This window comes from Pseudomonas sp. LBUM1666 (assembly GCF_059695775.1).
On sequence record NZ_CP166789.1, the window covers coordinates 4,449,386 to 4,462,847 of the forward strand.

Here is a 13,462-nt window from a genome sequence, read left to right on the forward strand (position 1 = left end):
TGCTACCGCCCTTAGAGAACTGCTTTCGGGTAGGAACCCAGCACTTTGAGTGCCACTGCTTCCTGACTGATCTTTTCCAGCACACCTTTGACCAGCGGGTCGCGGTGGTGGCCGACGAAGTCGATGAAGAACACGTAGGTCCATTTACCGCTGCGCGACGGACGCGTCTCGATTCGCGTCAGGTCGATGCCGTTGTCGTGGAACGGCACCAGCAACTCGTGAAGTGCGCCAGGTTTGTTGCTCATGGAGACGATGATCGAGGTCTTGTCGTCGCCGGTCGGCGGTACTTCCTGGCTGCCGATCATCAGGAATCGCGTGGAGTTGTCCGGACGATCCTCGATTTTCTCGGCCAGACGGGTCAGCCCGTACAAACCTGCCGCCATGTCGCCGGCAATCGCCGCCGAGTTCCACTCACCCTTGACCCGTTTGGCCGCTTCAGCGTTGCTGGACACCGCCACGCGCTCGACATTCGGATAATGGGCGTCCAGCCACTTGCGGCACTGGGCCAGGGACTGGGCGTGGGAATAAATACGACTGATGCTGTCGGTCTTGGTGTTTTCACCGACCAACAGGTGGTGGTGAATCCGCAGCTCGACTTCGCCACAGATCACCATGTCATGTTCGAGGAAGCTGTCGAGGGTGTGGTTGACCGCGCCCTCAGTGGAGTTTTCCACCGGGACCACGCCAAAGTTCACCGCACCGGCCGCCACTTCACGGAACACTTCGTCAATCGCCGCCATCGGCTTGCTGATCACGGCGTGACCGAAGTGCTTCATGGCCGCAGCCTGGGTGAAGGTGCCTTCAGGGCCGAGGTACGCCACTTTCAGCGGCTGCTCGAGGGCCAGGCACGAGGACATGATTTCGCGGAACAACCGCGCCATCTCTTCGTTACCCAGCGGGCCCTGATTACGCTCCATGACACGCTTGAGCACCTGAGCTTCACGCTCAGGACGATAGAACACCGGCACTTCGCCTTCGGCCAGCGAGGCCATCTTTACTCGCGCAACTTCCTGGGCGCAGCGTGCGCGCTCACTGATCAGCTCCAGGACTTTCTCGTCCAGGGCATCAATGCGCAGGCGCAGTGCCTTGAGTTCTTGCTCAGACATTAGCCGTGTTCCTTCTCGAACTCTGCCATGTACGAAATCAGTGCGTTGACCGCAACGATGTCGACGGCGTTATAGATGGAGGCACGCATGCCACCCACGGAACGGTGCCCCTTGAGGTTCAACAGGCCACGCTCTTCGGCACCGGCCAGGAATGGCTTGTCGAGACGGTCGTCAGCCAAACGGAACGGCACGTTCATCCACGAGCGATCCGACTTGTTGATCGGGTTGCTGTACAAGCCGCTGGCGTCGATGAAGTCGTACAGCGTGCGCTGTTTCACTTCGTTGAGCTTGCCGATGGCTTCAACACCACCCTGCTCTTTCAGCCACTCGAATACCAGACCCGAGAGATACCAGGCCAGGGTTGGCGGGGTGTTGTACATCGAGCCGTTGTCGGCCGCGACCTTGTAGTTGAGCATGGTCGGGCACAGGGAACGGGCGTGACCCAGCAGGTCTTCGCGAATGATGTTGACGACGACGCCGCTCGGGCCGATGTTCTTCTGGGCGCCGGCGTAGATCATGCCAAAGCGCGAAACATCGATCGGACGCGAGAGAATATCGGAAGACATGTCGGCGACCAGCGGAACATCACCGGTTTCCGGGACCCAGTTGAATTCCAGGCCACCGATGGTTTCGTTCGGCGCGTAGTGAACGTAGGCCGCGTCTTTCGACAGGTTCCATTCGTTCTGACCGGGAATAGCGAAATAGTCGTAAGGCTTGGCGGTAGCGGCAACGTTGACGTTTCCGTAGCGCGAAGCTTCTTCGATGGCTTTCTGCGACCAGATACCGGTGTCGATATAGTCGGCGGTGCCGCTTTCCGGCAACAGGTTCAGGGGAATCTGAGCAAATTGCTGGCTGGCGCCACCTTGCAGAAACAGCACTTTATAGTTCGAGGGGATATTCAGCAGATCACGCAGATCCTGCTCGGCCTTGGTGGCGATGGACACGAACTCATCGCTGCGATGGCTCATTTCCATGACCGACAGGCCCTTGCCGTGCCAATCAAGGAGTTCACCCTGGGCGCGCTGCAGGACAGCTTCGGGAAGTGCCGCAGGACCGGCACAGAAGTTATAGGCTCTCTTGCTCACATCCAATCTCGCTCTGATTTGGTGGTATCACGCAATAAATCACAACATCAATCGACACAGGGTCCCTGCTGAAGCACAGCTTTTGTGGGAGTGAGCCTGCTCGCGATGCAGGCGCCGCGGTATGTCTGAAACTTCGCGGTGATGCGATCGCGAGCAGGCTCACTCCTACAGAGATCTCCATGGGTGTCGATATTTTCATACAGGACAAACAACAAGGGGGCGAATTCTCATCCGCCCCCTGTCTGTCCGCTTACTCCTGCGGTTCTTCGTCAGCGGCGGCGTCGAGTTGCTGATCTTCGACAACGTCGTCGATCACGACTTCGCCGTCGAACACTGCACCCTCTTCACCTTCTTCCAGCTCTTCACCTTCGACTTCCGACGGCTCCTGAACCCGCTCCAGACCTACCAGTGTTTCATCGCTGGCCAGTTTGATGAGGGTCACGCCCTGGGTGTTACGACCCAGGCTGGAAACTTCGTCGACACGCGTACGCACCAGGGTGCCCTGGTCGGAAATCAGCATGATTTCCTCGCCGTCGAGCACCTGGACTGCACCGACCAGACGGCCGTTACGGTCGTTGCTGACCATGGCGATAACGCCCTGACCGCCACGTTTGTACTCAGGGAACTCGGTGATCGCCGTGCGCTTGCCGAAACCACGGGCCGAAGCGGTCAGGATCTGGCTGCCTTCTTCCGGGATCAGCATGGAAATCAGCTTCTGGCCTTCCGGCAGACGCATGCCGCGGACACCGCGAGCGGTACGGCCCATGGCGCGAACGTCGGTTTCCTTGAAGCGAGTGACCTTGCCGCCGTCGGAGAACAGCATGACTTCACGTTCGCCATCAGTGATAGCAGCAGAAATCAGTACGTCACCTTCATCCAGCTCCAGTGCGATCAGACCGACGCTGCGTTGACGGCTGAAGGATTCCAGCGGGGTCTTCTTCACGGTGCCTTTGGCAGTGGCCATGAAGATGAAGTGACCTTCGGTGTATTCGTCGACCGGCAACATGGTGGTGATGTATTCATCACTGTCCAGCGGCAGCAGGTTGACCAACGGACGGCCACGGGCAGCGCGGGACGCTTCCGGGATTTCGTAGGTTTTCAACCAGTACACTTTGCCTTTGCTGGAGAACAGCAGCAGCGTGGTGTGGCTGTTGGCGACCAGCAGGTGAGCGATGTAGTCCTCATCCTTCACGCCAGTAGCCGATTTGCCTTTACCGCCACGACGCTGAGCCTGGTACGCAGCCAATGGCTGGGTCTTGGCGTAGCCACCGTGGGAAATGGTCACGACGCGCTCTTCTTCCGGGATCATGTCACCCAGGGTCAGGTCGAGACGGGCATCGAGAATCTCGGTGCGACGCACATCGCCGTATTCGGCGCGGATCACTTCCAGTTCTTCGCGGATCACTTCCATCAGGCGAGTGGCGCTGCTGAGGATGCGGATCAGCTCGCCGATCTGGTTAAGAATCTCTTGATACTCGGCCAGCAGCTTTTCGTGCTCCAGACCGGTCAGGCGGTGCAGACGCAGTTCCAGAATGGCTTGCGCCTGTTCCGGCGACAGGAAGTACTTGCCTTCGCGCAGACCGTATTGCGGGTCCAGGGTCTCTGGACGGCACGAGTCGGCACCGGCACGCTCAACCATCGCGACCACGGCGGAGGATTCCCACGCAGTCTTGATCAGCGCTTCCTTGGCTTCCGACGGCGTTGGCGAGGCTTTGATCAGGGCGATGACCGGGTCGATGTTCGACAGGGCAACCGCTTGACCTTCCAGAATGTGGCCACGTTCGCGGGCTTTACGCAGTTCGAACACGGTGCGGCGGGTGACGACTTCGCGACGGTGACGAACGAAGGCTTCCAGCAGGTCCTTGAGGTTCAGGATCCGCGGACGGCCGTCGATCAGCGCGACGATGTTGATACCGAACACCGCTTGCAGCTGGGTCTGGGCGTAGAGGTTGTTGAGGATCACCTCAGGCACTTCGCCGCGACGCAGTTCGATCACGACGCGCATACCGTCCTTGTCGGACTCGTCGCGCAGTTCGGTGATGCCTTCGAGCTTCTTCTCTTTTACCAGCTCGGCGATCTTCTCGATCAGACGGGCCTTATTCAACTGGTAAGGGAGTTCGGTGATGACGATCTGCTGACGGCCACCGACCTTGTCGATGTCTTCGATCATCGAGCGGGCACGCATGTAAATGCGGCCGCGACCGGTGCGGTAGGCTTCGATGATGCCGGCGCGACCGTTGATGATCGCAGCGGTCGGGAAGTCCGGACCTGGGATGTATTGCATCAGCTCATCGATGGTCAACTCAGGGTTGTCGATGAGTGCCAGGCAACCGTCGATGACTTCACCGAGGTTGTGCGGCGGGATGTTGGTCGCCATGCCCACGGCGATACCGCTGGAGCCGTTGACCAACAGGTTGGGAATACGGGTCGGCATGACGGCCGGGATCATTTCGGTGCCGTCGTAGTTCGGCACCCAGTCCACGGTTTCTTTATGCAGGTCAGCCAGCAGCTCGTGCGCCAGCTTGGTCATGCGCACTTCGGTGTATCGCATGGCGGCGGCGTTGTCGCCGTCCACGGAACCGAAGTTGCCTTGACCGTCTACCAGCAGGTAGCGCAGCGAGAATGGCTGCGCCATCCGAACGATGGTGTCGTACACCGCGGTATCACCGTGAGGGTGATACTTACCGATCACGTCACCGACAACACGGGCAGATTTCTTGTACGGCTTGTTGAAGTCGTTGCCCAGCTCGCTCATCGCGAACAGCACACGCCGGTGCACGGGCTTCAAGCCATCGCGCGCATCCGGCAGTGCCCGCCCGACAATTACGCTCATCGCGTAGTCGAGGTAGGACTGCTTCAGCTCGTCTTCGATATTGACCGGGAGGATTTCTTTGGCCAGTTCGCCCATGAGAAGCCTGATTCCTTTTTCTGGTGAAACTTCGTCACATCCATATGGGACGAACGAAGCTCGCCGCTGCAGGCTGAGTGCCATGCACCGACTTACGACAAATCAGCAAGTTGAACCATGGATTTGCGCAGTAAAGACAACCCCGTGGGACTGCCTCGGAAAACGCCGGATGTTATCACAAGAGCCGCCACGCACCTATCCCCCAGATGCGCATGGAGCATAGTTAGTTGACCGGTGACAGGCTGATAGGGGACGAGAGAGGCTTAGAGGAAAATTTCAGGGGTGAATGAAGCATATTTGTTGACTACCAGGGCCGCTATCGCGAGCAGGCTCGCTCCCACACTGGATCTTGGGCGGTCACAAACCCCCTGTGGGAGCGAGCCTGCTCGCGATAGCGACCTATCAGGCGCCAGAAATCTTTAATGCAGACGCTTACGACACATCAACTGCGCCATTTTCGCGGTGTCCGGGCGCTCGACGATGCCTTTTTCGGTGACGATCGCATCGATCAAGTCAGCCGGGGTCACGTCGAACACCGGGTTGAACGCATCGACATCCGCCCCAACTCGCTTGCCGCCGACTTCCAGCAACTCGCGACCATCGCGCTCTTCAATCGGAATGTCATCACCGCTAGCCAGGTTCATGTCGATGGTCGAACTCGGCGCCACCACCATGAAGCGCACGCCGTGGTGCATGGCGTTCACCGCCAGCTGATAGGTGCCGATCTTGTTGGCCACGTCACCATTGGCGGTGATCCGGTCAGCGCCGACGATCACCCAGGTAATGCCCTTGGTCTTCATGATGTGGGCGGCGGCGGAGTCGGCATTGAGCGTGACGGGAATGCCTTCGTTGGCCAGTTCCCATGCGGTCAGCCGCGAACCTTGCAGCCATGGTCGGGTTTCGTCGGCGTAGACGCGCTCGACCATGCCTTCAATGAAAGCGCCACGAATGACGCCAAGCGCCGTGCCAAAGCCGCCGGTGGCCAGTGCGCCGGTGTTGCAGTGGGTCAGAATCGCCTGGGCGTTGCCCTGGTGCTTGCGGATCAGGTCCACACCCAGTTGCGCCATGGTCAGGTTGGCTTCGCGATCACTCTCGTGAATGGCGATAGCCTCGGCTTCCAGCAGCGCCAGCGGATCGGCGTGATGCTTCAGACGCACAAGCCGGTCGCGCATGCGGCCCAGGGCCCAGAACAGGTTGACTGCGGTCGGACGAGAATCGGCGAGCAACGCGAAATCCTCTTCCAACGCTGCCTGCCAGTCACCGCCCTCGGCAAACCGCGCGCGGGCCGCCAGCACAACACCATAGGCGGCACTGATGCCAATCGCCGGCGCGCCACGCACCACCATCGAACGAATGGCCTCGGCCACGCCAGCGGCGCTGGTGTAGGCGATCCAGGTTTCTTCGAACGGCAAAATACGCTGATCCAGCAGGTAAAGGGCGCCATCACGCCAATCGATGGCCTTTACCTTCTCCGCAGCCAACAGTCGATCGCGCATCCCTCACCCCGCACACATGAACAAAAGCCGTCGATTATAGCGATCCCCCTGCGAAGACGCTCGGGTATACTTCGCCATCCTTTACAAAAGCTCTGGAACCGACTCTCGATGCCGAACACTGCCGCTGCGCTCGACTTGCTATTGCTGCCGACCTGGCTGGTACCCGTCGAACCCGCTGGCGTTGTCCTCAAAGAGCACGCCCTGGGCATCCGCGACGGACGCATCGTATTCATTGGCCCGCGCTCGGCTGCGCTGAAGCTTAACGCAACCGAAGTCCGCGAACTGCCGGACATGTTGCTCTGCCCTGGTTTGATCAATGCCCACGGGCATGCGGCGATGACGCTGTTCCGCGGTCTGGCCGATGATCTGCCCCTGATGACCTGGCTGGAAAACCACATCTGGCCGGCCGAAGCCAAGTGGGTCGATGAAGCTTTCGTCCGTGACGGCACCGACCTGGCGATCGCCGAGCAGATCAAAGGTGGCATCACCTGCTTCTCTGACATGTATTTCTTCCCGAAGGTTGCCAGCGAGCGCGTCCATAACAGCGGCATTCGCGCGCAAATCGCAATTCCGATCCTCGATTTCCCGATTCCAGGCGCCAGCACGGCGGATGAAGCCATTCGTCAGGGCGTCGAATTGTTTGGCGATCTCAAGCACCACGAGCGCATCAAAGTCACGTTCGGCCCCCACGCACCCTACACCGTGGGCGACGAGAACCTGGAGAAAATCCGGGTGATCACCGAAGAGCTGGACGCCTCGATCCATATGCACGTACATGAAACGGCATATGAAGTGCAGCAGTCCGTCGAGCAGCGCGGCGAGCGCCCGTTGGCCCGCCTCGGGCGCCTGGGTTTGCTGGGGCCACGCTTCCAGGCCGTCCACATGACTCAGATCAGCGACGAAGACCTGGTGTTGCTGGTAGAAAGTAACACCAACGTGATTCATTGCCCGGAGTCGAACCTGAAGCTGGCCAGCGGGTTCTGCCCGGTGGAGCGCTTGTGGCAGGCTGGCGTCAATGTGGCGGTCGGCACGGATGGCTCGGCCAGCAACAATGACCTGGACCTGCTCGGCGAAACCCGCACCGCCGCTTTACTGGCCAAAGCCGTCGCCGGCTCTGCCACCGCCCTGGACGCCCATCGCGCCCTGCGCATGGCCACGCTCAATGGCGCCCGCGCGCTGGGCATTGAATCCGAAGTGGGATCGCTGGAAGTCGGCAAAGCCGCTGACATCGTCGCGTTCGACCTCTCCGGCCTGGCGCAGCAACCGGTCTACGACCCGGTTTCGCAGCTTATATATGCCACCGGCCGTGATTGCGTGAAACACCTTTGGGTCGCTGGCAAGCAACTGCTCGACGACCGTCGCCTGACTCGCCTGGATGAAGAACAGCTCTGCGCCACTGCCAAGGCCTGGGGCCAGCGCATCAGCGGCTATACCGAATCGTAAGCACCCCGGACTCACCACCGGGGCAACAGGATTTTTCAAGTTTTAGAGGACTTAACCATGAGCAACGTCGACTACGCCGAAATCGCCAAATTCGAAGCCCTGGCCCATCGCTGGTGGGACCGCGAAAGCGAGTTCAAACCGCTGCACGACATCAACCCGCTGCGGGTCAACTGGATTGACGAACGGGTCAACCTGGCCGGCAAGAAAGTCCTCGACGTCGGTTGCGGCGGCGGCATTCTCAGCGAAGCCATGGCCCAGCGCGGCGCGACCGTCATGGGCATCGACATGGGCGAAGCGCCGCTGGCGGTCGCGCAACTGCATCAACTGGAATCCGGCGTGAGCGTCGAATACCGGCAGACCACCGCCGAAGCGCTGGCTGAAGAAATGCCCGAGCAGTTCGACGTGGTCACTTGCCTGGAAATGCTCGAGCACGTGCCGGACCCCTCCTCGGTGATCCGCGCCTGCTTCCGTATGGTCAAACCCGGTGGCCAGGTGTTCTTCTCCACCATCAACCGCAACCCGAAGGCGTACCTGTTCGCCATCGTCGGCGCGGAATACATCATGAAGCTGCTGCCGCGCGGCACCCACGATTTCAAGAAATTCATCCGCCCTTCGGAGTTGGGTGCCTGGAGCCGCATGGCTGGCCTGACCGTCAAGGACATCATCGGCCTGACCTACAACCCGCTGACCAAGCACTACAAACTGGCCTCCGACGTGGACGTCAACTACATGATCCAGACCCTGCGCGAGGAGTAAGCCGATGCGTATCAGAGCAGTTCTTTTCGACATGGACGGCACCCTGCTCGACACCGCGCCGGACTTCATTGCGATCTGTCAGGCGATGCGTGCCGACCGCGGCCTGCCGCCGATGAACGACCAGCACATTCGCGACGAGATCTCCGGCGGCGCCAAGGCGATGGTCGCCGTGACCTTCTCCATGGACCCGGAATCACCGGGTTTCGAGGAATTACGCCTGGAATTTCTGGAGCGTTACCTCGCCGGTTGCGCGGTTCACAGCAAACTCTTCGACGGCATGGGCGAACTGCTGGCCGACATCGAAAAGGCCAACCTGATCTGGGGCGTGGTCACAAACAAGCCGCTGCGGTTCGCCGAGCCGATCATGCAGCAGCTTGGCCTGGCCGAGCGCTCGGCGTTGTTGATCTGCCCGGACCATGTGAAGAACAGCAAACCGGACCCCGAGCCGTTGATCCTGGCGTGCAAGATGCTCGACCTGGACCCGGCCAGCGTGTTGTTCGTGGGTGATGACTTGCGCGATATCGAATCCGGGCGCGATGCCGGCACCAAAACGGCCGCCGTGACCTATGGCTACATTCATCCGGACGATAACCCGCGGCATTGGGGCGCGGATGTGGTGGTCGATCATCCGCTGGAGTTGCGCAAGGTGCTGGATAGCGCCTTGTGTGGTTGCTGAGCCTGTTTTCTGATTTGTTGAGGGTTTTTTATGTTTGATTATTCCGCCCGCCCAGAATTGCTCAAGGACCGGGTCATCCTGGTCACCGGCGCTGGCCGTGGCATCGGCGCTGCCGCCGCGAAAACCTTTGCCGCGCACGGCGCCACTGTGCTGCTGCTGGGCAAGACCGAAGCCAACCTGACTCAGATCTACGACGAAATCGAAGCCGCCGGCCATCCACAACCGGCCGTGATCCCGTTCAACCTGGAAACCGCCCTGCCCCATCAATACGATGAGCTGGCCGCGATGATCGAAACCGAATTCGGCCATCTCGACGGTTTGCTGCACAACGCGTCGATCATTGGCCCGCGTACGCCGATCGAGCAGCTGTCCGGCGAAAACTTCATGCGTGTCATGCAAGTCAACGTCAATGCCATGTTCATGCTCACCAGCACCCTGCTGCCGCTGCTCAAGCTGTCCCAGGACGCCTCGGTGGTATTCACCTCCAGCAGCGTCGGCCGCAAGGGGCGTGCGTATTGGGGCGCTTACGGCGTCTCCAAGTTCGCCACCGAAGGCTTGATGCAAACCCTGGCCGACGAAGTCGACACCGTGGCACCGGTGCGCTCCAACAGCATCAACCCGGGCGCCACCCGCACCAGCATGCGCGCCCAGGCTTACCCGGGTGAAAACCCGCTGAACAACCCGACGCCCGAGGAGATCATGCCGGTCTACCTCTACCTGATGGGTCCGGACAGCACCGGCATCAACGGGCAGGCGTTCAACGCTCAGTAACGCCCGCGCGTCGCTTTTGTGCCGCGACAGCTTCCTGTCGCGGCATTCAAAGTGCGTCGTAACTCCCCCATCACAAGTCAAACAACTGTCACCGAACTCGGCGACATTCTTCAACAACAGCTTCAATACTTTGATTTAGAACGCTTTTTATCCGAATGAACCGAATGGCACGACTTTCGCTCTAAATTTGCTCAGACACGCAGTGTGAAAGCAAACGGGCGGACGCCTGAGCCGACAGGTTACTTATCGTCGGCAAAGCGGACTAAACTTGGGCCAAATGTCCTACGGGACTGATGGACCAGTATGACGCGCAGCCCAAAGCCGCTCTCACCCAGCCTGTAAGACAGACTTACTGCTTAGGGGCGCACTCCATATGAAATCACCTTCCCAGACCAACGCAATTGACTTCGATAGCGCCAAATTGCAACGCCTGGGCTTTGGTCAGCAGCCTACCCTCATCGAGAGGTCCCTCAGTCTTGCGCAACTGCGCCAGCAACTGAGCCTGCAGCTGCAAACCAGTCTTGAGCCGCAACGCATTCTCGGGCTCTTCTTTCGTGAGATTCAGCGACTTGTACCGCTTGACGCCTTGACGTACGAGCACACGTCCAGCGACTTGCGCCTGGAATTCGGCCTGCGCGGCCATCATTCGATCAGCTACAGCCTCAGCCACGAAGGCGAGCATCTGGGTGAACTGGTATTCCGCCGCAATCAACGGTTCAGTGAGCAGGAACAAGGCAACCTCGAGTCACTGCTGTCCGCATTGCTGTACCCGATGCGCAATGCCCTGCTCTACCGCGCCGCTACCCAAAGCGCCTTGCGCGATCCGCTCACGGATACCGGCAACCGCATTGCCATGGATCAGACCCTGCAACGGGAAATCGAGATGTCGCGTCGGCATCTGCAACCTCTTTCGCTGCTGATGCTGGACATCGATCACTTCAAACGCATCAACGACAACCACGGACACAGCGCCGGCGATGACGTGCTCAAGGCCGTTGCAGCCTCGATCAAAAACCAGTTGCGCAACGTGGACATGGTCTTCCGCTTTGGTGGCGAAGAGTTCCTGATCCTGCTGTCCAACACGAGTCGTGAGGCGGCAGCCATGGTTGGCGAACGGCTACGATTTGCAGTGCAGGCAGAGGAATATTCGGCCGACGGCCATGCGATCGAGCTGACGGTCAGCCTTGGCTGCTCGACGCTATTGCCCGGTGAGTCTGCCGAGAGCCTGTTGCGACGGGCCGACAGTGCGTTGTATGTGGCCAAGCGCGAGGGGCGTAACCGGTTGGCGATGGCGGGCTGAATGCCCGGAGCGGGCACGCTTGGTTAGCGGCCCGCAACGAAAGGAACTAGCGCACAGCGCCGCGCAATTCCCCCACCATCCCTTGCAACCTGGCTGGCTCTGCCGCCTCAACCGACACCGCAGGCCCTGCCACCAGCGTCACCCGTGACCACAACCGGCGAAACACGCCCTTTTGCGGATCGCGGCTGAAGAAACTCCCCCACAAACCCTGCAAGGCCAACGGAATCACCGGCACCGGCGACTCTTCGAGAATCCGCTTCAGCCCACCCTTGAACTCGTTGATCTCGCCATCGGCGGTCAATTTGCCCTCAGGGAAAATGCACACCAACTCGCCGTCCTTCAGATACTGAGCAATGCGCGTGAAGGCTTTTTCGTAGATCTGAATATCTTCCTGACGCCCCGCGATCGGAATGGTCCCGGCCGTGCGAAAGATAAAGTTCAGCACTGGCAAGTTGTAGATCTTGTAATACATCACAAAGCGAATCGGCCGACGTACCGCGCCGCCAATCAGTAAGGCATCGACGAAGGACACGTGATTGCACACCAGCAACGCCGCGCCTTCATCGGGAATCAGCTGCAGATTGCGATGCTCCACGCGGTACATGGAATGGCTGAGCAGCCAGATCATGAAACGCATGCTGAACTCGGGGACGATGCTGAAGATGTAGGCGTTGACGCCGATGTTCAGCAGCGACACCACCAGGAACAGTTGCGGGATCGACAACTTGACCATGCTCAGCAAGACGATCGAGACAATCGCCGAGACCACCATAAACAGCGCGTTGAGAATATTGTTGGCGGCAATCACCCGCGCCCGCTCGTTCTCGGGGGTACGTGACTGAATCAGCGCGTACAGCGGCACGATGTAGAAACCGCCGAACACCCCAAGCCCCAGAATGTCGATCAACACCAGCCAGGCGTGGCCAAAACCCAGGACTTCGATCCAGCCATGGCCCGCAACGCTGTCTGGAATTCCGCCGGAATGCCACCACAAAAGCAAACCAAACACGGTCAGACCGAACGAGCCGAACGGCACCAGACCGATCTCGACTTTGCGGCCGGACAGTTTCTCGCAGAGCATCGAACCGAGTGCGATACCGACCGAGAACACCGTAAGGATCAGCGTCACTACGGTTTCGTCGCCGTGCATCCACTCTTTGGCATAGGCCGGGATCTGCGTCAGATAAATCGCCCCGACAAACCAGAACCACGAGTTACCGACAATCGAACGCGACACCGCTGGCGTCTGCCCCAAGCCCAGTTTCAACGTGGCCCAGGACTGGCTGAAAATGTTCCAGTTCAGACGCATTTCCGGGGAGGCGGCCGCGGCCCGTGGAATGCTGCGGCTGGCCAGATAGCCGAGCACCGCCACACCGATGATCGCGGTGGAGACGATCGGCGCGTAATGACTGGAGGACATCATGATCCCGGCGCCGATGGTCCCGGCGAGGATTGCCAGGAAGGTGCCCATTTCCACGAGGCCGTTGCCACCCACCAGCTCTTCGTCACGCAAGGCCTGCGGCAGGATCGAGTATTTCACCGGCCCGAACAGCGCCGAGTGAGTGCCCATGGCAAACAGCGCCACCAGCATCAGCGACAGGTGATCGAACATGAAACCGACCGCGCCTACCGCCATGATGGCGATTTCCCCGAGCTTGATCAGACGAATCAGCGCGTCCTTGGCGAACTTTTCCCCGAACTGCCCGGCCAGTGCCGAGAACAGGAAGAACGGCAGGATGAACAGCAGCGCGCACAGGTTGACCCAAATCGAGCGATCACCCTCGATGGTCAACTTGTAGAGAATGGCGAGAATCAGCGACTGCTTGAAGATGTTGTCGTTGAACGCCCCGAGCGACTGTGTGACGAAGAACGGCAGGAAGCGCCGGGTGCGAAGCAAGGTGAACTGTGAGGGGTGACTCAT

10 protein-coding genes are annotated in these 13,462 nt (G+C 59.8%); 5 read left to right on the forward strand and 5 right to left on the reverse strand.

Features of this window, described 5'->3' with window-relative positions:
- Positions 1-11 precede the first annotated feature (11 nt).
- The 4 genes from pheA to mtnA all read right to left on the reverse strand — a co-directional run bounded on the left by pheA (position 12) and on the right by mtnA (position 6,595).
- Complete coding sequence (pheA, locus tag ACA056_RS20335) at positions 12-1,106, reverse strand: prephenate dehydratase (protein WP_007899727.1); 1,095 nt, start codon at positions 1,104-1,106, stop codon at positions 12-14.
- The gene (gene serC, locus ACA056_RS20340; protein WP_497267280.1) at positions 1,106-2,191 is read right to left on the reverse strand and encodes a 3-phosphoserine/phosphohydroxythreonine transaminase; all 1,086 of its coding nucleotides are present in this window, start codon (positions 2,189-2,191) and stop codon (positions 1,106-1,108) included. Before serC ends, pheA begins: the two co-directional genes overlap by 1 nt.
- Before the next feature lie 250 nt (positions 2,192-2,441).
- Complete coding sequence (gene gyrA / locus ACA056_RS20345) at positions 2,442-5,099, reverse strand: DNA gyrase subunit A (protein WP_008148713.1); 2,658 nt, start codon at positions 5,097-5,099, stop codon at positions 2,442-2,444.
- Between the two features lie 419 nt (positions 5,100-5,518).
- Entirely contained in the window at positions 5,519-6,595 is a 1,077-nt protein-coding gene (mtnA, locus tag ACA056_RS20350) for an S-methyl-5-thioribose-1-phosphate isomerase (protein WP_497267282.1), read from the reverse strand.
- A 108-nt stretch (positions 6,596-6,703) separates the two neighbouring features.
- On the opposite strand from mtnA, the gene ACA056_RS20355 reads away from it, so the two are divergent.
- The 5 genes from ACA056_RS20355 to ACA056_RS20375 all read left to right on the forward strand — a co-directional run bounded on the left by ACA056_RS20355 (position 6,704) and on the right by ACA056_RS20375 (position 11,541).
- Entirely contained in the window at positions 6,704-8,038 is a 1,335-nt protein-coding gene (locus ACA056_RS20355; RefSeq protein WP_497267284.1) for a TRZ/ATZ family hydrolase, read from the forward strand.
- Between the two features lie 57 nt (positions 8,039-8,095).
- A complete protein-coding gene (gene ubiG, locus ACA056_RS20360) occupies positions 8,096-8,794 on the forward strand; it encodes a bifunctional 2-polyprenyl-6-hydroxyphenol methylase/3-demethylubiquinol 3-O-methyltransferase UbiG (RefSeq protein ID WP_497267286.1) in 699 nt (232 codons plus the stop codon).
- Positions 8,795-8,798: 4 nt separating this feature from the next.
- A complete protein-coding gene (gene mupP, locus ACA056_RS20365; RefSeq protein ID WP_150655183.1) occupies positions 8,799-9,470 on the forward strand; it encodes an N-acetylmuramic acid 6-phosphate phosphatase MupP in 672 nt (223 codons plus the stop codon).
- A gap of 30 nt (positions 9,471-9,500) precedes the next feature.
- Positions 9,501-10,241: a YciK family oxidoreductase gene (locus ACA056_RS20370; protein WP_403144956.1), complete on the forward strand. Its 741-nt coding sequence runs from the start codon at positions 9,501-9,503 to the stop codon at positions 10,239-10,241.
- Positions 10,242-10,614: 373 nt separating this feature from the next.
- Entirely contained in the window at positions 10,615-11,541 is a 927-nt protein-coding gene (locus ACA056_RS20375; protein ID WP_497267289.1) for a GGDEF domain-containing protein, read from the forward strand.
- A 46-nt stretch (positions 11,542-11,587) separates the two neighbouring features.
- Here the strand turns inward: ACA056_RS20375 and ACA056_RS20380 are convergent, their stop codons facing one another.
- Positions 11,588-13,462: an MFS transporter gene (locus ACA056_RS20380; RefSeq protein WP_497267291.1), complete on the reverse strand. Its 1,875-nt coding sequence runs from the start codon at positions 13,460-13,462 to the stop codon at positions 11,588-11,590.